Annotated in this window: 29 protein-coding genes and 1 tRNA gene; 13 read left to right on the forward strand and 17 right to left on the reverse strand. The window is 36.5% G+C overall.

Features of this window, described 5'->3' with window-relative positions; all coding sequences use genetic code 11:
- Positions 1-49 precede the first annotated feature (49 nt).
- From CYO92_RS02780 to glmM, 5 genes are read right to left on the reverse strand one after another with little or no spacing between them, the layout of a single operon-like run.
- Entirely contained in the window at positions 50-595 is a 546-nt protein-coding gene (locus CYO92_RS02780; RefSeq protein WP_103588545.1) for a hypothetical protein, read from the reverse strand.
- Positions 596-604: 9 nt separating this feature from the next.
- The gene (locus tag CYO92_RS02785; protein ID WP_004317437.1) at positions 605-1,039 is read right to left on the reverse strand and encodes a CopD family protein; all 435 of its coding nucleotides are present in this window, start codon (positions 1,037-1,039) and stop codon (positions 605-607) included.
- 9 nt (positions 1,040-1,048) lie between these two features.
- Complete coding sequence (locus CYO92_RS02790; RefSeq protein WP_103588544.1) at positions 1,049-1,411, reverse strand: NINE protein; 363 nt, start codon at positions 1,409-1,411, stop codon at positions 1,049-1,051.
- A complete protein-coding gene (gene lspA / locus CYO92_RS02795; protein WP_103588543.1) occupies positions 1,401-1,853 on the reverse strand; it encodes a signal peptidase II in 453 nt (150 codons plus the stop codon). The genes CYO92_RS02790 and lspA overlap by 11 nt, the downstream gene beginning before the upstream one ends.
- Complete coding sequence (gene glmM / locus CYO92_RS02800) at positions 1,846-3,186, reverse strand: phosphoglucosamine mutase (RefSeq protein WP_087578184.1); 1,341 nt, start codon at positions 3,184-3,186, stop codon at positions 1,846-1,848. Before glmM ends, lspA begins: the two co-directional genes overlap by 8 nt.
- A 157-nt stretch (positions 3,187-3,343) precedes the next feature.
- Here glmM and rpsT point away from each other — a divergent pair, with 157 nt between their 5' ends.
- The 4 genes from rpsT (at position 3,344) to CYO92_RS02820 (ending at position 7,387) form a co-directional block, all read left to right on the forward strand.
- Positions 3,344-3,613 (forward strand): 30S ribosomal protein S20, encoded by a 270-nt coding sequence (rpsT, locus tag CYO92_RS02805; protein ID WP_004317319.1) that lies wholly within the window; start codon positions 3,344-3,346, stop codon positions 3,611-3,613.
- 13 nt (positions 3,614-3,626) lie between these two features.
- Entirely contained in the window at positions 3,627-4,694 is a 1,068-nt protein-coding gene (gene prfA, locus CYO92_RS02810; RefSeq protein ID WP_103588542.1) for a peptide chain release factor 1, read from the forward strand.
- A gap of 344 nt (positions 4,695-5,038) precedes the next feature.
- On the forward strand, positions 5,039-5,458 hold the full coding sequence (locus CYO92_RS02815; protein ID WP_103588720.1) for a TOBE domain-containing protein: 420 nt from the start codon (positions 5,039-5,041) through the stop codon (positions 5,456-5,458).
- Between the two features lie 363 nt (positions 5,459-5,821).
- Positions 5,822-7,387 carry a flavocytochrome c gene (locus CYO92_RS02820; protein ID WP_021083834.1) on the forward strand — a complete coding sequence of 522 codons (1,566 nt, stop codon included), beginning with the start codon at positions 5,822-5,824 and terminating at the stop codon, positions 7,385-7,387.
- A gap of 26 nt (positions 7,388-7,413) precedes the next feature.
- Here the strand turns inward: CYO92_RS02820 and CYO92_RS02825 are convergent, their stop codons facing one another.
- Positions 7,414-7,641 (reverse strand): replication/maintenance protein RepL, encoded by a 228-nt coding sequence (locus tag CYO92_RS02825; protein ID WP_103588721.1) that lies wholly within the window; start codon positions 7,639-7,641, stop codon positions 7,414-7,416.
- Between the two features lies 1 nt (position 7,642).
- Positions 7,643-8,008 carry a diacylglycerol kinase gene (locus CYO92_RS02830; RefSeq protein WP_103588722.1) on the reverse strand — a complete coding sequence of 122 codons (366 nt, stop codon included), beginning with the start codon at positions 8,006-8,008 and terminating at the stop codon, positions 7,643-7,645.
- A gap of 53 nt (positions 8,009-8,061) precedes the next feature.
- On the opposite strand from CYO92_RS02830, the gene CYO92_RS02835 reads away from it, so the two are divergent.
- The gene (locus CYO92_RS02835; RefSeq protein ID WP_103588723.1) at positions 8,062-8,820 is read left to right on the forward strand and encodes an exodeoxyribonuclease III; all 759 of its coding nucleotides are present in this window, start codon (positions 8,062-8,064) and stop codon (positions 8,818-8,820) included.
- Positions 8,821-8,823: 3 nt separating this feature from the next.
- Here CYO92_RS02835 and CYO92_RS02840 read toward each other — a convergent pair whose 3' ends face one another.
- Positions 8,824-11,244 carry a bifunctional diguanylate cyclase/phosphodiesterase gene (locus CYO92_RS02840; protein WP_103588724.1) on the reverse strand — a complete coding sequence of 807 codons (2,421 nt, stop codon included), beginning with the start codon at positions 11,242-11,244 and terminating at the stop codon, positions 8,824-8,826.
- Positions 11,234-12,106: a cytochrome-c peroxidase gene (locus CYO92_RS02845; protein WP_103588725.1), complete on the reverse strand. Its 873-nt coding sequence runs from the start codon at positions 12,104-12,106 to the stop codon at positions 11,234-11,236. The genes CYO92_RS02840 and CYO92_RS02845 overlap by 11 nt, the downstream gene beginning before the upstream one ends.
- 140 nt (positions 12,107-12,246) lie before the next feature.
- Here CYO92_RS02845 and CYO92_RS02850 point away from each other — a divergent pair, with 140 nt between their 5' ends.
- Both CYO92_RS02850 and CYO92_RS02855 read left to right on the forward strand, forming a co-directional pair.
- The gene (locus CYO92_RS02850) at positions 12,247-12,675 is read left to right on the forward strand and encodes a type II secretion system protein (protein ID WP_103588726.1); all 429 of its coding nucleotides are present in this window, start codon (positions 12,247-12,249) and stop codon (positions 12,673-12,675) included.
- Between the two features lie 252 nt (positions 12,676-12,927).
- On the forward strand, positions 12,928-14,259 hold the full coding sequence (locus CYO92_RS02855; protein ID WP_103588727.1) for an MATE family efflux transporter: 1,332 nt from the start codon (positions 12,928-12,930) through the stop codon (positions 14,257-14,259).
- On the opposite strand, the gene CYO92_RS02860 is transcribed toward CYO92_RS02855, so the two are convergent.
- Genes CYO92_RS02860 through CYO92_RS02875 form a run of 4 tightly spaced genes read right to left on the reverse strand, consistent with a single transcriptional unit; the run spans position 14,240 to position 18,283 of the window.
- Positions 14,240-15,046, reverse strand: coding sequence for a metal ABC transporter permease (locus CYO92_RS02860; RefSeq protein WP_103588728.1), 807 nt, complete (start codon positions 15,044-15,046; stop codon positions 14,240-14,242). The two genes, CYO92_RS02855 and CYO92_RS02860, sit on opposite strands and share 20 nt — an antisense overlap.
- Position 15,047: 1 nt before the next feature.
- On the reverse strand, positions 15,048-15,833 hold the full coding sequence (locus tag CYO92_RS02865; protein ID WP_103588729.1) for a metal ABC transporter ATP-binding protein: 786 nt from the start codon (positions 15,831-15,833) through the stop codon (positions 15,048-15,050).
- Positions 15,830-17,335, reverse strand: coding sequence for a nickel/cobalt transporter (locus CYO92_RS02870; protein WP_103588730.1), 1,506 nt, complete (start codon positions 17,333-17,335; stop codon positions 15,830-15,832). The genes CYO92_RS02865 and CYO92_RS02870 overlap by 4 nt, the downstream gene beginning before the upstream one ends.
- A gap of 3 nt (positions 17,336-17,338) precedes the next feature.
- Positions 17,339-18,283, reverse strand: coding sequence for a metal ABC transporter solute-binding protein, Zn/Mn family (locus CYO92_RS02875; RefSeq protein WP_103595496.1), 945 nt, complete (start codon positions 18,281-18,283; stop codon positions 17,339-17,341).
- Positions 18,284-18,430: 147 nt separating this feature from the next.
- Between CYO92_RS02875 and CYO92_RS02880 the strand changes: the two genes are divergently transcribed.
- Positions 18,431-18,790, forward strand: coding sequence for a Fur family transcriptional regulator (locus CYO92_RS02880; protein ID WP_072594097.1), 360 nt, complete (start codon positions 18,431-18,433; stop codon positions 18,788-18,790).
- Here CYO92_RS02880 and CYO92_RS02885 read toward each other — a convergent pair.
- Positions 18,781-19,173: an acyl-CoA thioesterase gene (locus CYO92_RS02885; protein ID WP_103588731.1), complete on the reverse strand. Its 393-nt coding sequence runs from the start codon at positions 19,171-19,173 to the stop codon at positions 18,781-18,783. The genes CYO92_RS02880 and CYO92_RS02885 overlap by 10 nt on opposite strands.
- 46 nt (positions 19,174-19,219) lie before the next feature.
- Here CYO92_RS02885 and CYO92_RS02890 point away from each other — a divergent pair, with 46 nt between their 5' ends.
- Positions 19,220-19,945: a class I SAM-dependent methyltransferase gene (locus tag CYO92_RS02890; RefSeq protein ID WP_103588732.1), complete on the forward strand. Its 726-nt coding sequence runs from the start codon at positions 19,220-19,222 to the stop codon at positions 19,943-19,945.
- On the opposite strand, the gene CYO92_RS02895 is transcribed toward CYO92_RS02890, so the two are convergent.
- Both CYO92_RS02895 and CYO92_RS02900 read right to left on the reverse strand, forming a co-directional pair.
- Positions 19,942-20,823, reverse strand: a complete 882-nt coding sequence (locus CYO92_RS02895; protein ID WP_103588733.1) for a DMT family transporter — start codon at positions 20,821-20,823, stop codon at positions 19,942-19,944. The genes CYO92_RS02890 and CYO92_RS02895 overlap by 4 nt on opposite strands.
- Positions 20,820-21,569 (reverse strand): DUF4197 domain-containing protein, encoded by a 750-nt coding sequence (locus tag CYO92_RS02900; RefSeq protein WP_103588734.1) that lies wholly within the window; start codon positions 21,567-21,569, stop codon positions 20,820-20,822. The genes CYO92_RS02895 and CYO92_RS02900 overlap by 4 nt, the downstream gene beginning before the upstream one ends.
- A 109-nt stretch (positions 21,570-21,678) precedes the next feature.
- Between CYO92_RS02900 and CYO92_RS02905 the strand changes: the two genes are divergently transcribed.
- The gene (locus CYO92_RS02905; RefSeq protein ID WP_103588735.1) at positions 21,679-22,239 is read left to right on the forward strand and encodes a manganese efflux pump MntP family protein; all 561 of its coding nucleotides are present in this window, start codon (positions 21,679-21,681) and stop codon (positions 22,237-22,239) included.
- A gap of 83 nt (positions 22,240-22,322) precedes the next feature.
- On the opposite strand, the gene CYO92_RS02910 is transcribed toward CYO92_RS02905, so the two are convergent.
- Positions 22,323-22,397, reverse strand: a tRNA-Glu gene (locus tag CYO92_RS02910).
- Positions 22,398-22,465: 68 nt separating this feature from the next.
- On the opposite strand from CYO92_RS02910, the gene CYO92_RS02915 reads away from it, so the two are divergent.
- From CYO92_RS02915 to CYO92_RS02925, 3 genes are read left to right on the forward strand one after another with little or no spacing between them, the layout of a single operon-like run.
- Positions 22,466-22,936, forward strand: a complete 471-nt coding sequence (locus tag CYO92_RS02915; RefSeq protein WP_103588736.1) for a hypothetical protein — start codon at positions 22,466-22,468, stop codon at positions 22,934-22,936.
- Positions 22,933-23,784 (forward strand): deoxyribonuclease IV, encoded by an 852-nt coding sequence (gene nfo, locus CYO92_RS02920; protein WP_103588737.1) that lies wholly within the window; start codon positions 22,933-22,935, stop codon positions 23,782-23,784. The genes CYO92_RS02915 and nfo overlap by 4 nt, the downstream gene beginning before the upstream one ends.
- Positions 23,781-25,007: an OmpP1/FadL family transporter gene (locus CYO92_RS02925; protein WP_103588738.1), complete on the forward strand. Its 1,227-nt coding sequence runs from the start codon at positions 23,781-23,783 to the stop codon at positions 25,005-25,007. Before nfo ends, CYO92_RS02925 begins: the two co-directional genes overlap by 4 nt.
- Positions 25,008-25,016: the final 9 nt, after the last annotated feature.

Here is a 25,016-nt window from a genome sequence, read left to right on the forward strand (position 1 = left end):
TCTGGTTTTAAAATTTGAGTGCAAAGGCTAAATTTACACTCAAATTTCTTTATTTGCTGATGATTTGTGGGAAAGGTGTGGCTAGGGCTTTTTTGCTAAAATCTTGCGACTCGATTGTGAAATTTGTAGCAAATCTTTGAATACCCTCTTTTTTATAAGCACGCCTTTGAATGGTAAAAAGGACTAAATTTCCGCCTTGTTTGGTGTAGCGATATATCGAGTGCTCGGCTGTTGGAGTGCCATTTAGGTTTGAAAATATCGTGATATCAAGATAAATTTCATTTGCGAGCGAGCCCTTTTTATAAGCCACTTTTAGCCCTTTTGCTTTTAGCTCTTTTAGATCATTTATCTTTTGCTCGACCGCTTGCTCTGGCGTAGCGTCAAATTTAAGGGTATTTAGCGAGAGCATGTAGCTAAAACTATCTATCTTCTCGCCAGGCAGCAAGTACTCCTGCGTGAATAAATTTGGCACAGGCTTGGCTGAGCCTGCTAGCGAGTAGAATCTGTTGTCAAATTTTATCTGCATCGGCTCAAAATACTGAGTTGCTGCGAGCAAGAGCGCTGGCAAAGCGATAAATGCTAAAAATTTCTTCATCAAATTCCTTTAAAATGGATTTACTATCATTACCCAGATGATGATGAGCATCGCGATAGTTGGCACTTCGTTGTAAGCTCTAAAGAAGATGCCACTTTTGTTACAGCGCTTTTCTTTGAGCTGCTTCATGTAGCGTCCAAGGTCTAGGTGATAGATAGCCATTAAGATGACAACTAAAATTTTGACGTGTATGTGACCAGTTTTTATAAGATCAGGCATCGCAATAAGTATCAATATACCAGTGACAAATGAGCCAATTAGTGCGACCCAGCCGATGTAGTGATACATCTTGTACTCCATCACTTCGACCACTTTTACAAAGTCAGGTTTGTCCATATTTTCTACGTGATAAACATAGAGCCTTGGCTGATAAAACAGCACTGCCATCCACGAGATGAAAAACAAATAGTGGAGGTATTTTAAGTAAAGATAATATTCTGCCATAATGTCTCCTTATCTAAAAAGTATCTCTTTTCTAGCTTCAAATTCAGCCTTGCTGATCGCACCACTCTCAAAAAGCTCGTAAAGCCTTTTTAAGTCGTCCTCTTTATCTTTTAGTTTTAGTCTCTCTTTTAGCTCGGCCTTTTGTAAATTTTTCTCGACATAAGCACCAACTAAAAATGCATCGATGATCCACCAAATGCCCCAAATAGCTAAGAATAAATAACCAATGAGGATGATTTGCAAAGAGTAACCGATAAAAAATAGTCCCATCATCAAAAAGCCAGTGATAAATTTACCAAGGTAAATTCTATGCGCCCCAAGCCAGCCAGTAAGTAACCAAAGCACGTATGCGACGTAGATATTATTTCCCACTCTCTCTCCTTTTTATAAAACTTTGCCAAAGTATCATCACCACGCAAAGATCGATCATCACATCAGCGAAGTTAAAGACCGCAAAGTTAAACCACTTGTGCCAAAAGACATAATCCACGACGCCGCCATGGATAAATCTATCTGTGATATTTGAGCTGCCAGCTCCTAGCAAAGCTCCAAGCCAAATGGCATGCGAGCAAAGCAGTTTTTTTTCAACGACTAGATAGACAAAAACGCCTAAAATGAGAGCTATCTGGATAAATTTAAGCCACTCATCTAAAAAGGCAAACATCGAAAATGCAACGCCCTTATTATATGTAAGAACTAGCGAGAAAAACTCGCCCTCCCACGAAAAACCATCTATAAATATCATTTTTATCGCTTGATTAACGATAAAAATGAGAAAAAACGCGATGAAAAATTTAACTAAGCTTTTACGCATTTAGGGCTTTTACAAAAAATTTCTCAACTTCATCCATGCGTTTTTCAACTAAAGTTTGATTTTTACCCTCAAGCAAAAGTCTGATCAAATTTTCAGTGCCAGAGTATCTAAAGAGTGATCTTATGCCCTCTTTTGCGAGGCTAGCCTCAAGCTCTTTTAGCCCCTCTATCTTATCAAGTGGCTTTTTCTCTGTGATCTTTAAATTTAGTAAAATTTGTGGATACGGCTTTAGCTCGCCAAAAATTTCACTAGCTTTTTTACCTTTTTTAAGCATCATAGCAACTACTTGCATCGAAGTAACAAGGCCGTCGCCAGTCTTGGCGTAGTCGTTAAATATGACGTGACCGCTTTGCTCGCCGCCAAAATTTATACCATTTTCTTTCATCATCTCAAGTACGTATTTATCGCCTACGTTTGAGCGAAGTAGCTTGATCTTGTGAGCTTTTAGATAGTCATCAAGTGCGGCGTTACTCATCACCGTAGCCACGATGGCCCCACCTTTTAGCGCCTTTTGCTCGTGTAAAAATGCTGCAAGTGAGCCAAGTATCGCGTCGCCATGCACAACTTCGCCGTTTTCATCGACAACGACAAGCCTATCAGCATCGCCGTCAAATGCAAAGCCGATGTCAGCACGAAGCCTTTTTACTTCGCTTGCTAGATCCTCTGGATGAAGCGCGCCACAGTTTTGGTTAATGTTGCTACCATTTGGCTCGTCGTTTATAACGATGACGTCAGCTCCAAGCTCGCTAAATACAGTTGGTGCGACCTTGTAAGCAGCTCCGTTTGCCACGTCTAAAACTACTCGTAAATTCTTTAAATTTAACTCTTTTGGGAATGAATTTTTGATCTGCACGATATATCTGCCGATAACGTCGTCAATTCTCTTGTTTGCTCCGATCTCCGTCATTGTCTTTTGGGCATTCGCGATGAGCTCGTCGTCATAGAAAATTTTCTCTATCTCAGCTTCTATTTTTTCATCAAGCTTGTTACCAAAGCTATCAAAAAATTTGATGCCGTTATCGTAGTATGGGTTGTGTGAAGCGCTTATCATGATACCAGCGTCACAGCGCATATTTTCTGTTAAAAATGCGATTGCAGGTGTTGGCATAGGGCCTATTTGAAGGACGTTGTAACCAACTGCGGTCAGCCCCGCAACAATGGCAGTCTCTATCATATAACCGCTTTTTCTAGTATCTTTTCCAACCAAAATCACATTTGTCGCTGAAGTCTTTCTAAAATAAATTCCAGCTGCCATAGCAAGACGCATAGATGTTTGAGCTGAAAGCTTCTCGCCAGCTTTTCCACGAACTCCATCCGTTCCAAATAGTTTCATAAATTTATCCTTTTTATTATAAAATTGTGCTATTTTATCAGAATTTACCTAATTTAAAATCTAAAATTTTACTTTCATTAAGGATGACTTAAATTAAGGTTAAATTTATTATATCTTTAATATAATCACCGACTAAAATTATTCAAAAAGGTATATTATGGCAAACCATAAATCTGCTGAAAAAAGAGCTAGACAAACTATAAAAAGAACTGAGAGAAATAGATTTTACCGCACTAGACTTAAAAACATCACAAAAGCAGTGCGTGTAGCTGTAGAAGCTAAAGATCTAAATGCTGCAAATGAAGCTTTAAAAGTTGCTAACAAAAGCATCCACAGCTTCGTAAGTAGAGGCTTTTTGAAGAAACAAACTGCTGCTCGTCGCGTTAGTCGTCTTGCACAATTAGTAAATACTCTAAAAGCTGCTTAATCTATAAAATTTAATGTTTGCTGATAAACTTCATCCATTTTTGGATCGCTATAATGAAATTTCTACGCTTCTTAGCGATCCAAATATAGCAAACGATATCGAAAAGATGACAAAGCTCTCAAAAGAGCAGTCATCTATCGAGCCAGTCGCAACTGCTGCAAAAAAATATCTACAAATTCTAAATGACATCGACGAGAACAAAGCCCTACTTGAGGACTCTGAGCTTGGCGAACTTGCAAAAGAAGAGCTTAAAAATTTAGAAATTTCAAGAGAGAAGCTTGAAGAAGAGATCAAAATTTTACTTCTTCCAAAAGATCCAAACGATGATAAAAATATATTTTTAGAAATTCGCGCAGGTACTGGCGGCGACGAGGCTGCACTATTTGTTGGAGATCTTTTTAACGCTTACATCAGATATGCAGAGCTTCGTGGATATAGATTTGAGATCGTTAGCCAAAGCGAGGGCAACACTGGCGGCTTTAAAGAGATTATCGTGCTTATAAAGGGCAAGGGTGCTTACTCGAGGCTAAAATTTGAAGGTGGCACGCATAGGGTTCAGCGTGTGCCAGAGACTGAGAGTCAGGGCAGGGTGCATACTTCAGCTGTGACTGTGGCTATCATGCCAGAGGTCGAGGATAGTGAGATCGAAATCAATCCAAATGATATAAGGGTCGATGTGATGAGAAGCTCAGGCCATGGCGGTCAGTCAGTAAATACAACTGATAGCGCCGTTAGGATCACACATATACCAACAGGCCTTGTTGTCACAAACCAAGATGGCAAGAGCCAACATAAAAATAAAGAAGCTGCGATGAAGGTGCTAAAGGCTAGACTTTATGAGCTTCAAGAGCAAGAGAGGCTTGCAAAAGAGACTAGTGAGCGAAAGAGTCAAGTTGGCACTGGGGATCGTTCTGGCAGGATAAGGACATACAACTATCCGCAAAACCGTATAAGCGATCACCGTATAAATTTAACACTGTATCGCCTTGATGCGATTATGGCTGCAGGATTATTTGACGAGATTATTGAGCCACTTATTACGCATTATCAAGCAGAAGCTATGCTAGAAGCTGGTATTTAAATTTTCAAATTTTTACTTCAAATTTTATAATTTATTTCTTTACCTAAAAATATTACTTTAACTTAAAATATTTTTAAATTTACCAAGCTTTAAAGCCAAATTTACAAGAATTTTACAAAAATATATATTTAGAAGTGGTAGCTAGTAATATTTTTTCTCATTTTTTTCAAAATAATATAAATTAAATTTTTAGATTTTATTTCTTAAATAGCAATTTTTAGGGCATTTAAAAGTATAAAATTTTTATTTTTGATATTATAATTTTGTATAAATGGTTTTTAAGTTTTGCTTAATAATTCTACCTTACAATTTCACCATAATTTAATTCAAAACAAGGAGACAAAATGTCAATAAGTGCAAGGAATCAACTAAATGTTGAGATATCAGAAGTAAGAACAGGTGCGGTAAATTCGCTAATAGCTGGCAAACTAGCAGGTGGTGAGGTGCTAAAAGCAACTATTACAGTTGATAGCGAGAAAGCTCTTGATCTTAAAGTTGGCAAAAAAGCTATCTTTTTATTCAAAGCTTCAAGCGTTATCGTTTCAAAAGATGACAGCATCAAACTTAGCGCAACAAACCAAATCAAAGGCGTTGTTAGCGAGATAAAAGACGGAGCTGTAAATGCTGAAGTTATTATCGATGTAAATGGCAGCAAAATTTCAGCTATCATCACAAGAGAGTCAGTTCAAAGCCTAGCTTTAAAAGCGGGAGATAAAGTAACTGCGATCATTAAAGCAACTCAAATCATAGTTGGCGTAAAATAATTTTTCGGAGCAAATTTGCTCCGATCCTCTCCTTTTAAACTAATTTTTAAATTTAAGCAAATATCCAAAACTAAATCTCAAAATTTCTCATAAATTTTTTAAAAACAAAATTTAATTAATACTTATTTTTTCTAAATTTAAAAATAAAATCTCCAAACTTTATGCCAAATTTACTTTAAAAGCCAATTTAGCGTAAATCTAAAGTCAAATTTAAATGAATTTAATCTCATTAAATATTGCCAAACTACGTCCCACTCGTAATTAGCTTTAATAAAAATTTAATTATAAAAATTAAATTGCAAATTTTAATAAATTACCCTATAATGCTTAATAGCAATTATCTTACTTCAAAGGAGAGAGAGCATGAAAAATTCAGGTTTATCTAGAAGAGATTTTGTCAAATTTAGCGCTATCGGAGCCACGGCACTTGGCATGGGCGCTACAAATTTAATGGCCAGCCCAATGAACGAAAAAGATGTCAAATGGGACGAAGAGTATGACGTAGTCATCATCGGCTCAGGCTTTGCAGCTCTTGCAGCAGGTGTGACATCAGCTAAAAAGGGCAACAAAGTCGTCTTGATCGAAAAGATGGGCCGCACAGGTGGCAACTCTGTCATCAACGGCGGAATTTTTGCCGTTCCAAACAGCGACATGCAAAAGAAAGCTGGTATCAAAGATAGCACAGAGCTATTTATCAAAGACTGCTTGAAAGCAGGACGCGGCATCAACCACGTTGATCTTTTGGCGAAGATCGGCGAGAGAGCGCAAGATGCTTACAAACTTACACTTGATTGTGGTGCAAAATATATCGATCAGATCACTCACGCAGGCGGTCACTCAGTGCCAAGAAGCCTTCAAACAGAGGTCGGCAGTGGCGCTGGCATTGTGCTTCCTATGACTGCGACATTTGAAAAATTAGAAGGCGCATCGATCAAAAAAAGGACAAAATTTGATGATTTCGTCTTTGACGACAAGGGCGCAGTTGTGGGCGTCATAGTCAGAGAAAACTACAAATTTGATGGCAATTTGATGAGTGATGATGTCGAAAACAAAGGCGGCGATACAAAATATATAAAAGCTAAAAAGGGCGTTGTACTAGCAGCTGGTGGCTTTTGTAGAGATAAAATTTTTAGACGCCTTCAAGATCCAAGGATCACACCTGAGACAGACTCGACAAACCAACCAGGCTCAACAGCTGGCGCGCTTTTAGCGGCATTTAGAGCGGGCGCTTATCCAGTTCAGCCAAGCTGGATCCAGTATGGACCTTGGGGATGTGCCGATGAGACAGGCTTTGGCGTGGGATCTATGTTTAACGTAAATGGCGCTTTCCCATTTGGAATTTCAGTCAATCCAAGAACTGGCAAACGCTATATGAACGAGCTAGCTGACCGCAGGACAAGAACTGAAGCGATGTTTAAAGTCATCCATGAAAAAGGCGAAGATGATAAAAACTTCCCTATCAACTTCTGCGACTCAAGAGCCCTTCCTCACATGCTCCCAGCTCACTATGAAAAGGCTATCGCAGCTGGAATTTGCAAGAAATTTGACACACTTGATGCTTTGGCAGCTGAGTATAAGATCCCAGTTGATGAGCTCAAAAAAACGGTCGCAAGATACAACGAATTTGTCAAAAAAGGCGTTGATGAGGACTTTGGCAAGCCAGTTGTTGCGACTACGACAAAGGGCATTGATATCTCGGTTCCGCCATTTTACGCAGAGCGTGGCACACCAAAAGTTCACCACACAATGGGCGGCCTAAATATCAACACAAAAGCCCAAGTCATGAACTCTCAAACAGCTATGCCTATACCAAATTTATATGCAGCTGGCGAGATCACTGGTGGCGTTCACGGAGCCAGCCGTCTGGGATCAGTTGCTATAACTGATTGCTTGACATTTGGTATGATCGCTGCTGAGACTATCGGCTAAAAAAGGTGGCAGGCACTTGCTTGCCACTATAAATTTTTAAATCTATAAACCCCGTTTTTTATTCGCTCAAAAATTTTCTTCTCTTCAAGCAGCTTAAACGTGCTTATCACGGTTGGTTTGCTCACATTTAGCTTCTCGCAAATGTCTGAAATTTTAAGCATGATAAAGCCATTTTCATCGCTCAGCTCGCAAAGTAAATTTATGATCTCTACCTTTTTCTCGCCAAGAAGCGCTTTGTAAATTTGCTCTTTCACGCTAGCCCCAAATTTTATATCCTATCGCCACGCACCAAAGCGCGCCACATAAGAAATTTGCGATCATCACAGCCGCACTTCCAGCGTCTTTTGCCGCCTTTGCTAGGGCGTGATAGTCTGGGCTTGCAAGATCAGTCACTCGCTCTAGGCCCGAGTTTAAGCACTCGCAAACTAGCACAAATGCCATGCTAAAGATTAAAAATAGATTAAAAATAAGGTCAAATTTCCAAAAAAATAGCGAGATCGTAGCTATCAAAAATATACAAATTTCTATGCGAAAGCTCTTTTCGTTTTTAAAAATTTCAGCCAAACCCTCTCTTGCGTAGCCAAAATTTTTAAAAAATTTATACGTTGGCTGGTTTCTCATAACTTTCCTTTTTGTGATTTTTGGCATAATTATAATTAAAAAAAGGATGAAATTTGAAACTTATTAGCTGGAACGTAAATGGTCTGCGCGCAGTCGCGGCAAAAGATGGCTTTGGTTGGCTTGATGAGGTTAGGCCTGATTTTCTGGGACTGCAAGAGATCAAGGTCAAAGAAGATGACGTGCCAAAAGAAATTTACAACCTTGGCTTTAAAGATATCAGTGTAAATTCAGGCGCAAGAGCTGGCTACTCTGGCGTGATGAGCCTAGCAAATTTTGACATTTCTACACAAAAGGCAGTTTTTTTCGACGATACGGAGGGGCGTGTTTTGGAGCATAGATTCGGTGATATCGTGCTTTTTAATATCTATTTTCCAAACGGCCAAAAGGATGACGAGCGCCTAGCCTATAAAATGGACTTTTACGAGAAATTTCTAGCTTACTGCAAAGAGCTTGTAAAAAGCGGCAAAGAGGTGATATTTTGTGGCGATGTAAATACCGCTCACCGTGAGATCGACCTTAAAAATCCAAAGGCAAATGCCAAAACTTCTGGCTTTTTGCCTATCGAGCGAGCGTGGATAGATGAGGTGCTAAAAAGTGGCTTTATCGATACCTTTAGAGCCGTAAATGGCGACGTAGCGGACGCTTACTCGTGGTGGAGCTACCGCTTTAATGCAAGGGCTAAAAACATCGGCTGGAGAATTGATTATTTCTTTATCTCGCAAGGATTAAAGGATAGGCTAAAAGATGCATTTATCTTGCCAGTGATCACAGGTAGTGATCACTGCCCAGTTGGGATAGATATAGAAATTTAGCCACTATTCCATTCTGCGAGGCTTGCCTAGTAAGAAACCTTGTGCATAAGGTATTCCAAAATTTTTGATTTGGTTTAAGATTTCTTCTGAACTTGCAAACTCGGCTACTATTTTGTAGCCTTGTTTTTTTGCAAAGCTTACGATGGTTTCTACTAGAACTCTAGCATTTTCGTCAAATGGAAGCTTTTTGATTATTGAGCCGTCTATCTTTATAGTGTCTATATCAAGCTCCAAAATTCGGTAATAGTTTGAATATCCTGAGCCAAAGTCATCAATCGAAATTTTACATCCATAGCCTTTGACGCGTTTTATGAAAGAATTTACCGCAACATAGTCGCTAAGCTCTTCACTCTCTAGCATTTCAAAGCAAATTTTATTAGGATCTTTGCACTCGTTTAGCTTGCTCTCTATAAGCTCTCTCATACTAGCATCAGCAATATCGGTAATTGATAAATTTATTGAGAACATATAATCTGGATATCTTTTGGCTAGATCAAACGCAAGACTTATCACCTTTTTGGTTATTTGCGGATATAGTTGTGTTTTCATGGCAATATCTAAAAATTCGCCCGGATAGTGTATCTTGCCATTTTGATCGATTATACGAACCAAAACTTCATAATACTTTGCTTCGGTTTCATTTTCTTCTAAGTTAAAGATACCTTGTGCTTCTACGATGACTCTATCGTTTTCTAAAGCATCTTCGATTAGCTGAACTGCCAGCTGGTTTTTGTGATATTTCATCTCGATAGCGTCATTTTCTAGATAGTAGTAAATATTGCTACCATTTTCTATTGCGAGCTGATTTGCAAGGACTGATTGCATTAGGCGGTTAGTTTGTGGGGTATCATTTGGCAATGAAACACCAAACACCATCTTTATGCCTGGTAAATTTTCAAATTTTTCATCAATAGCGACATTTATTCTATTTGAGCCAAAATATTCTCTTATATATTCAATATCTCTTACGATATTATCGCCTTCATACCATATATAAAATGCGTCATCTTGAAATCTAAATAGCTTTGCTTTTATCTCAGAAGTATCTATGCAAAGCTTTAGTGTATCAGCAACTGCTTTTAGCATTGCATCGATAATCTTAGTTTGATAAAAGAATCTTAAAATTTTAAAATTTTTAATGCTTAAGCAAATGAGCACTCCATCTTTTTGCGCGTCTAAAATTTCAGTTAAAGCAAAGTAGTTGCCAAAGCCTGTTAGCTTATCGATCGAAGATTGTATTTTTATTTGTTCATTTTTTTGAGTTAGCTCGTTTAGTATCAGCGTCTCTTTAGTTCTATCAAGCTTTACAGCTATGTAGCCCTCAAATTTATTTTTAAAGAAAAATGGCGAAAATTTTACCTTTTCATATAAAAAATCACCACTTTTTGTTCTGCTTATAAGCTCATCGCTCTCCCAAGGTAGAGATTTTTGCAGAGCCTCTTTTATGGATTCATAAAAGCTTTGTGGGTGCATATATGATTTTAGTATTCTAGGATTTTTGCCAATTAATTCTTTTAGCTTGTAGCCAGTTTTTTCTTCAAAGGTTTTATTTACATATGAAATTCTATTGTATTTATCGCAATAGACAACAGAGCTATGATCGTTTTCAACCGTGGATCTTAAGAGTTTTATTTGCCTTAAACGCTCTGAGGCTATTTTAATTTGAAAGAGGCCAAATGCACAAAATACTATAAATGTAAGTAAACAAATTGTCTGAGCTATTTTTGCGTTATTCACCTCATCAGAGTGAAATTCTAGGATTTTATTTCTAAAATTTTCTAGCATATTATCAAGATGTAGCTCTTTTACACTATTTGAGATTGTATGTAAAGTTTTTGTAGCTTGAGCTGCATAAAGTATCTTGTCTAATACATTTTGAGCTTTTTGGTTATCTTTATACTCGTTTTTATACATTTTTATTTGCTTTGAAATGTCATCTATTGCTTCAGGACTAAGCATCAAAGCACCTTTTATCGCATAAAATATAGGCTCAAGCTTATTTGGAAGTGCGAGATTTTGTATTTCATATTGACTTATTTGGATATAAGAATCTATAGATGAGTTTACATAAGCTGATCTTTGTAAAAAAAATACTTTTTTACTAAATACATCTCTTATGTTTTGTAGATCTTTTGTTATTTCATTTTGATGAAATAACAGCATCTCATCACTAAGCATTGAAAGGTTGCTCAAATTTGTATCAAAAGAATTTATGTCAGCATTGAGTTTGTCGTAGTTTGAGATATCATAAATATTATTTAAAGAAAAAGTTATCTCATTGTCTATAAATTTTAGATTTAAAATTCCATCATCAAATTTATGAGCTGCACCAATAGCTATATTTGCTTTATATATAAAAAATGCACTAATGAAAAATATAGCTGTTAAGACGCTAAGTATGGTTTTTATTCGTTTAGTACTCATTTAGTATCCTAGGCTTTTTACCATTTAATGTCAGAAAAAATGAGTATAAAGCATCAATTTCATCTTTGCTAAGAACGTATCCTAGCTGGTAGTTACCAATAAAGCTTATAGCCTCTTTTAGATCGTTTATCTCTCCATGAGATAAATATGGAGCAGTTTTTGTAATATTTCTTAGTGATGGCACTCTTCTTAATCTTTTGCTTGTATCTAAGGCAGAAATTTTTTCTCGGCCAATATCTTGTGTCAAATTTCCTCCCAAATTTCTACCATTATGACAAGCGGCACAGCCTATATTATTAAATATCTCAAATCCTTTCTTTGCGCTATCATCTATGGCATTGTTATCACCTGATATAAAACGATCAAATGGCGAATCAACACTTAAGACAGCCTTTTCAAACTCAGCTATTGCATCTGCAATATTATCAAAATTAATACCGTCATTATAAATTTTTTTAAATAAAATTTTGTACTCAGAGATATTATTTACAGAATCTACTATCTTGTCGTTATCTGAGTTTAGTTCTATTCTAGAGGTTATGGACTCTTTTACTTGATCTTTTAAATTGCTAATCCTTGCGTCGCTATAAAATAGATAGTTTGCTGCAGCATTTAATATGGTTGGAGGATTTAAAGTGCCTTTTTCCATGCTATCTTGGTTGCTTCCACTTAAATTCCAGTACAAGTTGTGACAAGTTTGGCAAGAGTAGTTTTCATTTGGGCTTAGTCTTTTGTCAAAAAAGAGTTTTTTACCAAGCAGAGCCTTTTCTTCATTATATTTTATTACCATGAGAGGTTTATAAGATTCATATTTACAAAATGAAATCGTGATGATAAATAGACAAATTATAACGCCTTTCATAACGCCCCTAATTTTTAATTTTCTTTTTTATATCGGCAAATTTTTGATTTTTTATATAGTACATTATTTTATTGTTTTTTGAAATTTATGATACAATTCGCTCGATTTAGAAAATATTTATATTTCAGGGAGGAGAAGTTATGAAAAAAGGCTTTACGATGATTGAGTTGATCTTCGTGATCGTTATATTAGGCATATTGGCTGCGGTTGCTATACCAAAACTAGCTGCAACAAGGGATGATGCAGAGATAACCAAAACCGCTACAAACATAAACACACTTATCAATGATTTGGGTTCTTACTATACTTCGCAAGGTGAATTTGCTGGTGATACTAAAAAGATGTCAAATGTTAAGACTCCAATAATGGCAAAAAATGATAAGTGTCTAGAAGTGGGTGCTGGAAACAACACTAAAGGTGAGATAGGAATAACTATAAAAACAGATGGTCTTTGCAAGAATGTTTGGGAATTACCTGGCTTGGCAGATGTTAAAGCTCTAATCGAAAGTAGCGATAATAAGACGGCTAATACGCTTAAATTTGGCGGTATGGGCATAAAATATAAATAAAATTTTTAGCAAGGTATTTTCCTTGCTTTTTATGATATTTGGCCTACTAAATTTTTTAATATAACAAAGACTGATAGAAATACAAATTTTTTACACAAATAATTTATATACATAAAAATAAGCTTTCTAAGTTTTAATGCGTTGCCAAAAGATATCAAATCTTAACTATGCTAATGAGTAATGGCTTTTTATTAAATTTAGTTGATTTTTATTCTTTACAAATTTTAAAGATAAAAAACGTAAAATCAAACTATGGATTTACTAAAAGACCCGTTAAATAAGCTCATCATCTCGCTTTCGCTTCCAGCTGGCACCGCAATGATGTTTAATACTCTTTATAACGTTACTGGCACATTTTTTGCAGCAAAAATTTCTACCCTTGCTGTAGCTGGTATGGCTATGAGTTTTTTGCTTTATCTAAGTATCGTAGGCATTGGGCTTGGTTTTGGCTCAGCACTAACTGCGCTAATAGGCAATAGTCTTGGAGCAGGAAAGATAAAAACGGCTAAATTTTATGCAGCAAATGGAATTATCTTTGTGTTAGTATTTGCTATTTTTATGGGGTTTTGTGGCTATTTTTTAGCACCAAATTTACTCACTTTTTTAGGAGCCGATCATCACTATTTAAAAGAGGCGCTTGATTACGCAGGTGTTATCTTTCTTGCTGCACCATTTTTCTTGATTATCAAATCTCTAAATGGCGTGCTTGTAGCACTTGGAGATACAAAAAGTTACCGCGATTGGCTATTTTATGGCCTTTTTATCAATGCATTTTTTTGCTACTTTTTTGCATTCATTTTGGATCTTGGCGTAAAAGGACTTGCTCTAGCAACAGCTAGTGTTCAGCTTTTGGGCATGATCTACCTTTTTGCAAAAGTTAAAAAAGCTAAGATGATCGAGCCAAGAAATTTAAGCTATTTTGTGCCAAATTTTAGCATTTGGGCAAAGATTACAAAGCAAGCTCTACCGGCTTGCTTAAACTATCTATCGATGTCGCTTGGCTCACTTGTACTTTTAAAATTTATAAGCTACTATGGTGTAAATGCCGTAGCGGGATATGGTATAGCTTTAAGGATAGAGCAAATTTTGGTATTGCCAACCATTGGTATGGCCGTAGCAGTTTTAAGTATCGTTTCAAGAAACTATGGCGCTAAAAATTTTAAAAGAGCTAAGCAATGCTATAAAATTTCGCTTCTTTTTTTGCTTATTTATTGTGTACTTGCTTGTGTTTTTATTAGATTTTTTGGTGAAGATATGATAAGAATTTTTGATGATACGCCGGCAGTTTTTGAGATAGCAGGGCTTTATCTTGGTATAAATTCTCTTGCTTACGTAGCTTATGGCACGATAAATGTCTCAGGCAGCACTCTTCAGGCTATAAAACGCCCAGTGGCTATCTTTTTGCTAAATGGATTTAGGCAATTTGTGCTTCAAGGATCACTTTTTTACGCTGTAGTTTTTTATTTTGGTCTTGAGATAAAATTTATGTGGCTGGCCCTATTTTTTAGTGTCTATCTCACAGCCATTTGCTTCGTCTTTTGGACGCTTTATCAGCTAAGAAGGGCTACTGGCGTAAGCTTTTAAATTTAGAACAAAAAGCAAAAAAGCAAAGTGAAGCAACTAAGATTATGCTAGCTCCGCCTGTTAGGTTAAAATAAAAGCTAATAAATAGACCGCTAAAACAAAAAATGATTGAAAAGATAGTAGAGATTAGCATCATCAGTCCAAGTCTTTTGGCAAAAATTTGTGCTAAGTATGGCGGTATAGTAAGAAGGGCGATGACTAGAATCAGCCCAACAACACGAATCGTAGCCACCACACAAAGTGCCATCATACATACTAATAAATAGTGAAAAAATGTTGTATTTACGCCGCGCAACTTTGCAAACTCTGCATCAAAGCTAATAGCTACAAATTGACGGTAAAAAAGGGCAATGAGTGCTAAAAATAAGATATCTAAAATACTCATAAATGTTATATCTTGCCCGCTTACTGCTAAGATAGAGCCAAAAAGATAACTCATAAGATCGGCATTGTATCCCGGAGTTAAATCGATAAAAATGATGCCAATAGCCATGCCAAATGCCCAAATAGCACCGATAACCGAGTCAATGTTGGTTTTATCTTTTAGCGTGATAGTGGCGATTATAAGGGCTAAAAAGAGTGAGAATATGCTAGCTCCAAGAAGTGGTTCGAGCGAGAAGAAAAAGGCAAGTCCTATGCCGCCATATGCTCCGTGCGCGATGCCGCCAGCGATAAAAGTCATTTTATTTATAACAACGAGCGAGCCTATGAGCCCACAAATAATACTAACTAAAATGCCAGCAATAAAGGCATTTTGCATAAAATTTAACTCTAAAATTTCACTCATTTCATCTCTTTAGCTTAAAAACATTACTTTTGATTTTGCACTCACATTCACCAAGTGCGATCTCGACATCGCAAAAATGGCTATGAGATTTTGCTAAATGCTCTATAAATTCTCTTTTCGCAGTATCTTCATGAGTTTTATGGATATGTAAATTTTTGCTCACATAGGCGATTTTTGTAGCATAATTTAGCACGATATTTAGATCGTGACTTACCAAAACTACACCAACACCACTTGCATTTATATTTTTTAAAATTTCATAAATTTCAGCCTGACCCTTTGTGTCGATACTAGCTGTTGGCTCGTCTAAAACGAGGACCTTTGCATTTGCACAAAGCGCTCTTGCGATATATACGCGCTGTCTTTGGCCGCCGCTTAGCTCACCAATTCTAGCGCTTGCAAATTCTTTCATGCCAACTTTCTCAAGGGCACCAAGAGCCATTTGTTTCTCAGCTTGTGAGTAAAAACCAAAAATTTTTTTATCGATTAGCCCCATTAAAACTACTTCTAAAACCATCATTGGAAAGCTTTGATTTGAGAGGAAATTTTGAGGCACATAACCTATAAATTTACTGACTTCACTTGGCTCTTTTCCAAAGAGTTTTATCTCGCCACTTTGAGGCTTAAGTAGTCCTAAAATAAGCTTTAAAAGTGTGCTTTTGCCACCACCATTTGGACCGATAATAGCTAAAAACTCATCGCTACTATAATCTAAATTGATACCTTCTAAAACCACTTGCTTATCGTAGCTAAAGTTTAAATTTCTAATTTTTATAATTTCTTTCAAAACAGACTCTTTTGCGTAAATGTCGTAGTAAAAATAAAAAGTCCAAGCCAAAGCATAACGCTAAGAGCCATAAATTCGGCATAGATTTTAAACTTTTTTAGCTTAATGTTTGTGCTCTCATTTATTTTGGCTCCAAAAACAGCCGCTAAAAATATCACTGTGCTCATGCCAAGCGCCATAAATACGCCACTTATAACGCCTGCAAAGTAGCTGCCTAGCTCATTTGCTAGCACAAAGACAAGTATCGTGCCAGGACAAGGAATAAGTGCCGCAGCAGCCGCAACCAGCCATTCTTCTTTATTTTTTGGTTTTTTTGTAGTACAGATATTACAGCCACAGTCGCTAGTAAATTTTGTATTTTTACTCAAATTTTGGCTTAAACTTGAGCTAAAAATATAAAATTTATTTAACTCTTTTTTACTTGAAAGATAAATTTTGACCTTTTTATAAAGCATAAAAATCGCTACAAAAAAGATAATAACGCCAGAAAATGCTGTCGTAACGCTTGCTGTATCTTTTGTTAGATCGCTACTGATCTCACGTAGTATCATAAAACTAGCAAGCACAAAAATAAACGCGCCCACAACATGTAAAAATCCGATCTTTAAAGAGAATAAAAAGGCTTTGGCGTAGCTTCCACCAGTTGCGGCAAAATAAGAGCTTGTAAGCACCTTGCCATGTCCCGCAGATGCAGCATGCAAAAAGCCATAACCAAATGATATTAGCGCTAAAAATAGCAGAGTTAGCGGACTTTTTTGATCAAAATTTCTTAGAATTTGCTTTAATCTATCAAGCATGCTTAGACTTGTTTTTGAAACAAGATCGAACTTAGCCTCATCGATCTTATCGATCTGGCTTAAATTTTCATCTTCAAAATTTACTGAGTTTGGCTCTTTTAGAAGCTCTTTTAACGCAGGCTTTTCATTATGAGCTTTGGCTGCAGCCTTACTTGAAAATGTAAAAAATATTAAATTTGCATTTGGATTTGGTATCGTCCAAAACTGATCTGATACCAAAAAAGCGTTGTTTTGTGTAAATTTAAAATTAAAATATCCCTCTTTATCGTCCATTTCAACAGACACCACAAAGCCATCTTTGATAAGCAAATTTGTCTTAAAACTAACATCAAATTTTAATCTGCCCTCATCAAAATAGAGTTTATATTTTTTTAAATTTAGCTCAAGCTTTGTAGCATTTTCATCTTTGTAAAAGTACTCAATATTCGTTAAATAGTGCCTTGGCACAAGATAATCAAGTAAATTTAAGCGGATCTTTTTGATCTCACTTTCATCTATCTTTTCATCCTGATTTAGGTCAAAATTTTGCCTCATAAGCTCTGAGAAATTTTGTGAAAATGTCCATGAAAAAGCAATTGTAGAGATATTGTTTTCGTTTGAGTCAAATTTTACGCTCACGTGAGCGGTCGGGCTATAAAGCGAGCAAAGAGCACACCCGAAGGCATTTATAGCAAAGAAGCAAATGACAATCAGGCGTGCTAACATTTTTTATAGACTCTTAGCAAAAATTTCTGCTGTTTTTTTCATCTCATCTAGCCAATTTTCTGGGAGCTGATCAATACTTATGACCTTTGAGCCAGTCTCTTTTGCTACTAAATTTGCAGCTTTTGTTGGAAACTGCGGAGCCACGAAAATAACCTTTACACCGTGCTCTTTAGCCTCTTCGATGAGCTCTTTTAGCTCAGCTGGCTTTGGCTCTTTGCCCTCTATCTCGATAGCGATTTGCTCTAAGTTATAGCGTTTTGCAAAATATCCCCAAGATGGGTGATATACGATAAATTCGCGAGTTTTAACATCTTTTAGAGTATTTTTTATAAAGCTATCAAGCTCGTCAAGGCTGGCTTTAAATTTAGCTAAATTTTCCTCATAGAGCTTTGCATTTTGCGGAAATTTCTCTATTAATGCCTTGGCTATATTATCAGCTTGAGTTTTTACTAAAACTGGATCAAGCCAAATGTGCGGATCAAGGCCGTCGTGATGATGGTGATGATGTTCGCCAGCTTCGTGGTCATGGTCATGATGCTCGTGATGCTCATGTTTATGCTCGCCCTCGTGCTTGTGCTCATGATGTTCATGATGTTCATGATGTTCATGATGTTCATGTTCATCACTCATAGCTATCTTTTCGATGCCTTCTTGTGTTTTTACAATGTGTAAATTTTTAAAAGATTTTGAAAAACGCTCTAGCCAAGTATCTTCAAACTCAATACCAATAGCAAAGTAAAGCTCGCTCTTTTCAAGCTCCTTCATCTGTTTTGGCTTTGGCTCATAAGTGTGCGGATCAGCACCTTTGCCAACCATTGTATTTACGCTTAGTGTATCACCAGCGATTTGCTCAACAAAAAATTTTGTAGGCAATATACTAGTCGTAACAACTGGCTTTGCAAAAAGTGACAAAGCGCAAACTGCTAAAAAAACAAAAATCTTTCTCACCATCTCTCCTTTGTTTGAAAAAATATTGCGGAAGTTTAGCAGATTGCAACTTGGTTGCAACTTAAAGAACAAAAGCCTAAATATAGTGCTTTTTAAATGAAATTTAAAACTTTTAGCGTTAATATACAAAAAATAAAAAGGGCAAGGATGAATGCAAGAAATTTCTTAGAAGAGCATAGTATCAAAGCAACTACTTTTCGCATAAAGCTCGTTGAAATTTTGCAAAATGCCAAAACTCCATTAAGTTATGATGAAATTTTAGAAAGCCTTAATGCAAATAAAACTACTTTTTATAGAAGCATAGAAATTTTTGAAAAAAAGGGCCTTGTCATAAAAACTGAAAATAATCATAAAAGCTACTACGAACTAGCAAATGAGGCAAAAGCGTACTTTATCTGCGATATCTGTCATAAAGTCACAAACATCGATATGCCACATCTAAACGTCGCTAAAAATATAAAAAGCGCCGTGATAAAAGGCGTTTGTGATGAGTGTGATCACGAGTAAAGAGCGATGATCTCAGTTGGAATGGCTTTTGGGCGATTTGTTTTTAGATCAACATAAACAAACTCGGTCTTGCCAGTTGCTATTAGTTCACCATCTTTTTTAAACTCAAAATATCTACACGAAATCGCCTTACCTTCAGCTTGTGTGTAAGTATGAATTTCTATCTCATCCATTAATTTTACGCTTTTTATATATTTGGCTTCATTTTTTCTAATGAGCCAGATCTCGCTTCTTTTATACTGCGCCTCAACTGTATCGCCAACTGCGGCAGAGTGTGCAAATGCGGCCTCTTGCATAAGAGTGAAATAATAGACATTATTCATGTGTCCGTGCATATCAATGGCTTGTGGAGGGATTATTACTTTGTAGATAAAATCTTTCATTTCTAGCCTTTTTTGCTAGAATTATAACCAAAAATAAGGAGCTAAAATGCAAAATTTATGGGATAAAAAGGCGTCAAATTATCAAAGGTTTGATGGCAAAGTAAGTGCTATTCAGCAACAAATTTTTGCTAAAGCCTTAGCTTGGGGAGTTGATTTTAGCGGTAAAGAAATTCTTGATATAGGCTGTGGTACCGGTGTTTGGACGATATTTTTGTCAAAAACTACAAAAAATATAACTGGCATTGATAGCTCAAAAAATATGATAGAAATTTTAAATGAAGATGCTAAAAGATTTGGCGTGACAAATTTAACCAGCGAGGTTTGCTCTTGGAGAGAATTTAAGGCCGCAAAGCACTTTGATATTGCAATTTGTACGATGAGTCCAGCGATTGCTAGCGATGAAGATTTTGTTAAATTTTATAATATCGCAAATCAAAAACTCTACCTTGGCTGGGATAAGCCTAGAAGCTCTGATTTGATTGAGCCATTTTTTAAAAAATTTGGACGCACTCTCTCTCAAAAAAATGTTGTAAATAGGCTTGAAGCGTGGCTAAATGAGCAAGGAATTGCTTATAAGAGTGAAATTTTAAACGAGACAAGGATCGTTAGACGAAGCATGCAGGAAGCTACTGAGAATATCTGCTGGCACCTTGAGATAAACGGAGCTAAAAACTACGATGAAAAGGCGGTTTTAGCGATGTTAAAAGAGAGATTTGATGGCGAGTTTATAGATGAGAAAATAGAGTCGCAGATGAAGCTTTTTGTCTTTTAAGCTAGTTTTGATCTAGAGAAAAATTTTTTACCAAATTCACTAAAAATAACTCCAAAGATTATTAAGATTGCGCCAAAAATTTGTATGAGAGTTAGCTTTTCACCAGCGAAAAAATAGCCGATAAAGCCAGCAGAAACTGGCTCAAGACAGAAAAATAAAGCTGCTTTGCTAGCCGTTGTATATCTTTGAGCGATGGTTTGAACAAAGTAGCAAAAAATGGTGCCAATAAATGCAGTGATAAAAATTGCTATAAAAAATTCCCTATCGTAATTTGGCACCACACTACCTTCAATAAATGCAAAGACAAATGAGAGTAAAGAGACGGTGAGAAATACCACAAATACAAGCAAATAAAGCTCGCACTTTCTTACAAAGTGGCCATTTAAGCTCGTGTAAAGTGCGTAAAATATGGCACAAAGTAGGGCAAGTGCCTCGCCAGCTCCTAAAGCAAGAGTGGCTCCACTTAAAAGCCAAAGCCCAAAAATAGCAATAAATGCACCAAAAATAGCAAAAATGGTTATTTTATTTTTAAAAATGAGTGCTGTCATAAAAGGCACGATCACACACTCAAGCCCTGTAATAAAGGCAACACTTGAGCTAAAAGTAAGTTTTAGAGCGTAAGTTTGAGCAACAAACGAGCCAAAGAGAACTACGCCAAGGATAGTGCCATAAACTACACTTTTCTTATCAAAAATTTTAGAAAATTTAAATGCTATAAGCCCCATAAAGATAGCGGAAATAAAAAATCTACAAAAGAGCATAACAAAGACACTATTTGTTTTTAGTGCGTTTGCCATAGGTAAAAACGTAGTTCCCCAAACGATGGCAACTACGATGAGTGCGATGTCGGCTTTGTTTTGCGCGCTTAAATTTTTCATTTAAAGATCGAGTCTAGCACCTTTTTGCCGCTATCTAGGCTAAAGCCGCTTCTTAGCCCCTTTTCCTTCTCGCTCATCACGTTAAATAGCCCATCTAACGTCTTTCTTGTGATGTATGCATTTAGGTCCTCGCCGTCATCTGGTACATACTCGCTTGCACCTAAATTTTTAGCTAGGCTCTTTACTGATTTTATCGTTTCATTATTTTTTGCTGAGCCGACGATGAAAGAATTTAGCCCATTATAGGCAGTCGCGAAGCTATTTTCGCTCATCATTTTTTCAATTATCGGAGTAAAAGCCGCCTTTAGCTTTTGGCTTGAGCTTTTCTCTAAATACTTCGTAACGCTGTCACTGCCGCCGTTAAAGAGCTTTTTGACATCTGCTTCGCTCATATTTTTTATGCTTTCGCTAAAAATTTCAGCAGCCTTTGGCACGGCCGTGGTCGCAGCGTTGTTTATCGACTTGCTAAGGTCCTGCGCCCACTTCTCACCACCTACTTTTTTGGCTAAATTTGACGCCATCTCAAGGCTTTTTGGAAGTGGAATTTTAGCTGTGGCATTGTTTATAAAGCCCTCTTTTGAAAGCTCGCTAACAGCGGCATTTAGTGCCTCGCTAACTAGGCTTTTATAGTCGCCACTTGATGCGCGAGTGGCTATTTTGACGCCTTTATTTATCATATCGTCCATGCTTGCGGCTTGTAAATTTAAAGCAAGCGCGCCACAAAGAACAACAAGAGATCTTTTCATCTTCTTTCCTTTTTAAAATTTAGAGCAAAATCATACAAAAAATATCTAAACACTTAAAATAAATTTAATCTTTTTGCACTAGAATTTACCCTTTTTTTAAAGGGAATTTATGCAGCTTTTACTTCTTAGCTTTGCTCTTAGTATGGATAGTGCGGCACTAAATATGGCAAATGGTGCAAGGTATAAAAATTTGGTTTTTAGTAAAATTTTATTTATAGCTTTTATGCTTGGCTTTTTTCAGTTTCTCATGCCGCTTCTTGGCTATTTCCTGGGTATTAGCTTTGCTAAATTTATAAGCTCTATCGATCACTTTATCGCATTTTTTATACTCTGTTTTCTTGGCTTTAAAATGCTAAAAGAGGCCTGTAGTAGCGAAGCGGGCGAGTCATTGGGCATGGATCTTAAGACCATTTTTATAGGCGCATTTGCCACGAGCATAGACGCTCTTGCCGTTGGTGTCACACTTAGCTTTGAAGAGATAAATATCTTTCAAAGCTCGCTCATCATCGGTGTAGTCTGCTTTGCATTAAGTTTGATTGCATTTTATATAGGTAAATTTATGGGTGAAATTTTAGAGAAAAAGGCGCTCTTTTTGGGAGGAGCGATATTAATTTTTCTAGGTTTTAAAATTTTAATAACGCATTTAATTGGAAGCGGCACAGTTCAATAAAAATTTAAAATAAAAATTAAAAATAATATTTAAGATTAACTATATTTTAAAGCTTATATGGATAAGATTTTGATTTTTAGAAGTGGTGACCCATACGAGACTCGAACTCGTGTTACCGCCGTGAAAGGGCGATGTCCTAACCGCTAGACGAATGGGCCACATGTCGGTTATGAAGTTGGGATTATATTTCTTTTATACTTAATTTTAGATTAATAAGGAAAAATTTTTGAAAAATTTTTTATTTACTTTGTTATCTGTTTTTATTTTTACAGGTTGTGTAGCTACCAAAACACCGCAAAATTCACAAGCTTTTCAAGTTACTTTATTTTCTCCGATGATCAAGATAAATGACGTTGGATTTTTCCATAAATATAAAAATGAGCTAAATTTGCAAATTTATAGTTCTGGCGTAAACACTGCAAACATAAACATAAGAGATAAAATTTGCATAAATAATGCTTGTTTTAACAAGACTGAGTTTAATGAGAAATTTTTTCTAGCTCCGCATTATGAGAGCCTTTTTGAAGAAATTTTGCAAAAAGAAAAGATTTATGAAGGCAAAGGCTTGATAAATACGGAGTGTGGTTTTAGCCAAGATCTAAGTTCATATTTTATAAAATACGAGGTTTGCGACAACTACGTCAAATTTATAGACAGCAAAAACAAAATAAGAGTGATAATAAAAGAGTTAAAATGAGATACATCGGAGCTCACGTAAGTGCGGCTGGAGGCGTGTTTAACGCTCCGTTAAATGCTGCAAAAATAGGAGCAAATGCCTTTGCGCTTTTTACAAAAAATCAACGCCAATGGAATGCAAAAGAGCTAAGTATCAGCGAAATAGAGCGGTTTAAAGAAAATCTAAAAATTTCTGGCATAAGCACAAAGCATGTTTTGCCACACAGTAGTTACTTGATAAATTTAGGCCATCCAGATGAGGAGGCAAGAGCAAAGTCGCTTGAAGCCTTTATAGATGAGATAGATCGCGCCAGTAAGCTTGGGCTAGAGCTTTTAAATTTTCATCCAGGCTCACATCTAAAACAAATAAGCGAAAAAGAGTGCTTAGATAATATCGCAAGCTGCATGAACGTGGCACTTAAACGCACAAGCGGTGTAAAGCTAGTCATCGAAAATACAGCTGCACAAGGCTCAAATTTAGGCTTTAGTTTTAAGCAGATTGCTTATTTAATAGAGCGAGTAGACGATGAGAGTAGGGTTGGTGTTTGCTTTGATACCTGTCACGCATTTGCTGCTGGATATGATCTAAGAAGCAAAGAGGCCTACGCCAAGACGATGGGGGAATTTGATGCGATCATTGGCTATAAATTTTTATCCGGCATGCATTTAAATGATGCAAAATTTGGACTTGGCTCGAAAAAAGATAGACACGAGAGTCTTGGCAAGGGCGAGCTTGGATTTAGTGCTTTTAAAAATATAATAAATGATGATAAAATAGGCGAAATTCCTTTAATATTAGAGACGATTGACGAGAGTATTTGGGAAGACGAGATAAAAATTTTAAGAAATTTCGAAAAGGAAAAACTATGAAAAAAGTGCTATTAAGCATTATTATGGCATCTACTTTGCTAAATGCTGGAGGTTATAAGATTCCTGAGCAAAGTGCTGATTCTTTAGGTCTTGCTGCTAGTAACGTAGCCTTTAGTTTTGGAGCTGACGCGGCATATTTTAACCCTGCAAATATGATGTTTTTAGATGGACGCCATCACATAGAAAGTACCCTTGGCTGGTTTCATATAAATAAGCTTAAGTTTAAAAGTGATAGTGGCAAAAGCTATAGATCAGAAAAATTTGACTCGCTAGCTGGTACATTTAGTTTTGTAACGCCAGAAATTTATGAAAACTGGAAATTTGGTTTAGCTCTTGCCGTTCCTGCTGCTGTTGGTGTATCATGGGAGGATCCAGCTACTGCATTTACCGCTAAAAGGTTTAAGCTGCAAGTTGTTGAGTTAAATCCAACCGTAGCTTACCGCATAAACGATAAACTTGCCGTTGCTCTTGGTGCTAGAGGTGTTTACACCAAAGGTAAGATAGCAAGTGACTTTGGACAGATAGGCTACAGAGAGATAAAAGGTGATGGTATGGGCTATGGCTATAATGTTGCACTTACTTATAGACCTATTGAGGATTTAAGCTTTGCCGTTACTTACCGCTCAAATGTAAATTTAGAACTTAAAGGCCATACAGATGCTGATTTTTATAACCTACCTATAAGCTACCATGGCAAAACAAAAGTTGAGATCCCACTTCCTGCTCAGCTTGTGCTTGCAACTGGATATAAATTTAGCGACTTTACTCTTTTACTAGCTTTTGAGAGGACGTATTGGTCTAAATTTAAAGGCTATGACTTTGAATACATGGATAAAGGTCCTGCTCACTCGAATCAAGCTTTTGCAAGATTCATGGATAATCCAGTCATTAAAAATGCAAAAGATACAAATACATATAGACTAGGTCTTGCCTACGACGTAAATGAAAAATTTAGGCTAATGGCTGGCTTTGCCTATGATGAAGACATTACAAGCAGTAAGCATACTGGATTAGAGCTTCCAAATACTACATCTAAGGTGTATTCTTTTGGAGTAAATTATAAATTTACACCAAATCTTGAAATGGCACTTGGATATGTTTATCAACACCGTGATAAGAAGCGTGCGACAGGTATTACCAACAGTATTGCTACAAAAATGTCAGGGGAATTTGATACTGGTACGATCCAAATCCTTGGTACGACTTTTAAATATACATTTTAGTTAGGGTCA

Source organism: Campylobacter concisus (assembly GCF_002913715.1).
In the GTDB taxonomy this organism is placed as follows: domain Bacteria; phylum Campylobacterota; class Campylobacteria; order Campylobacterales; family Campylobacteraceae; genus Campylobacter_A; species Campylobacter_A concisus_AG.

Excerpts from the sequence above, each read along its gene's own strand:
- CYO92_RS02780 (WP_103588545.1), bottom strand. The coding sequence starts at position 595 with ATGAAGAAATTTTTAGCATTTATCGCTTTGCCAGCGCTCTTGCTCGCA.
- CYO92_RS02785 (WP_004317437.1), bottom strand. The coding sequence starts at position 1,039 with ATGGCAGAATATTATCTTTACTTAAAATACCTCCACTATTTGTTTTTC.
- lspA (WP_103588543.1), bottom strand. The coding sequence starts at position 1,853 with ATGCGTAAAAGCTTAGTTAAATTTTTCATCGCGTTTTTTCTCATTTTT.
- glmM (WP_087578184.1), bottom strand. The coding sequence starts at position 3,186 with ATGAAACTATTTGGAACGGATGGAGTTCGTGGAAAAGCTGGCGAGAAG.
- rpsT (WP_004317319.1), top strand. The coding sequence starts at position 3,344 with ATGGCAAACCATAAATCTGCTGAAAAAAGAGCTAGACAAACTATAAAA.
- prfA (WP_103588542.1), top strand. The coding sequence starts at position 3,627 with ATGTTTGCTGATAAACTTCATCCATTTTTGGATCGCTATAATGAAATT.
- CYO92_RS02815 (WP_103588720.1), top strand. The coding sequence starts at position 5,039 with ATGTCAATAAGTGCAAGGAATCAACTAAATGTTGAGATATCAGAAGTA.
- CYO92_RS02820 (WP_021083834.1), top strand. The coding sequence starts at position 5,822 with ATGAAAAATTCAGGTTTATCTAGAAGAGATTTTGTCAAATTTAGCGCT.
- CYO92_RS02830 (WP_103588722.1), bottom strand. The coding sequence starts at position 8,008 with ATGAGAAACCAGCCAACGTATAAATTTTTTAAAAATTTTGGCTACGCA.
- CYO92_RS02840 (WP_103588724.1), bottom strand. The coding sequence starts at position 11,244 with ATGAGTACTAAACGAATAAAAACCATACTTAGCGTCTTAACAGCTATA.
- CYO92_RS02845 (WP_103588725.1), bottom strand. The coding sequence starts at position 12,106 with ATGAAAGGCGTTATAATTTGTCTATTTATCATCACGATTTCATTTTGT.
- CYO92_RS02850 (WP_103588726.1), top strand. The coding sequence starts at position 12,247 with ATGAAAAAAGGCTTTACGATGATTGAGTTGATCTTCGTGATCGTTATA.
- CYO92_RS02855 (WP_103588727.1), top strand. The coding sequence starts at position 12,928 with ATGGATTTACTAAAAGACCCGTTAAATAAGCTCATCATCTCGCTTTCG.
- CYO92_RS02860 (WP_103588728.1), bottom strand. The coding sequence starts at position 15,046 with ATGAGTGAAATTTTAGAGTTAAATTTTATGCAAAATGCCTTTATTGCT.
- CYO92_RS02870 (WP_103588730.1), bottom strand. The coding sequence starts at position 17,335 with ATGTTAGCACGCCTGATTGTCATTTGCTTCTTTGCTATAAATGCCTTC.
- CYO92_RS02880 (WP_072594097.1), top strand. The coding sequence starts at position 18,431 with ATGAATGCAAGAAATTTCTTAGAAGAGCATAGTATCAAAGCAACTACT.
- CYO92_RS02885 (WP_103588731.1), bottom strand. The coding sequence starts at position 19,173 with ATGAAAGATTTTATCTACAAAGTAATAATCCCTCCACAAGCCATTGAT.
- CYO92_RS02890 (WP_103588732.1), top strand. The coding sequence starts at position 19,220 with ATGCAAAATTTATGGGATAAAAAGGCGTCAAATTATCAAAGGTTTGAT.
- CYO92_RS02895 (WP_103588733.1), bottom strand. The coding sequence starts at position 20,823 with ATGAAAAATTTAAGCGCGCAAAACAAAGCCGACATCGCACTCATCGTA.
- CYO92_RS02900 (WP_103588734.1), bottom strand. The coding sequence starts at position 21,569 with ATGAAAAGATCTCTTGTTGTTCTTTGTGGCGCGCTTGCTTTAAATTTA.
- CYO92_RS02905 (WP_103588735.1), top strand. The coding sequence starts at position 21,679 with ATGCAGCTTTTACTTCTTAGCTTTGCTCTTAGTATGGATAGTGCGGCA.
- nfo (WP_103588737.1), top strand. The coding sequence starts at position 22,933 with ATGAGATACATCGGAGCTCACGTAAGTGCGGCTGGAGGCGTGTTTAAC.
- CYO92_RS02925 (WP_103588738.1), top strand. The coding sequence starts at position 23,781 with ATGAAAAAAGTGCTATTAAGCATTATTATGGCATCTACTTTGCTAAAT.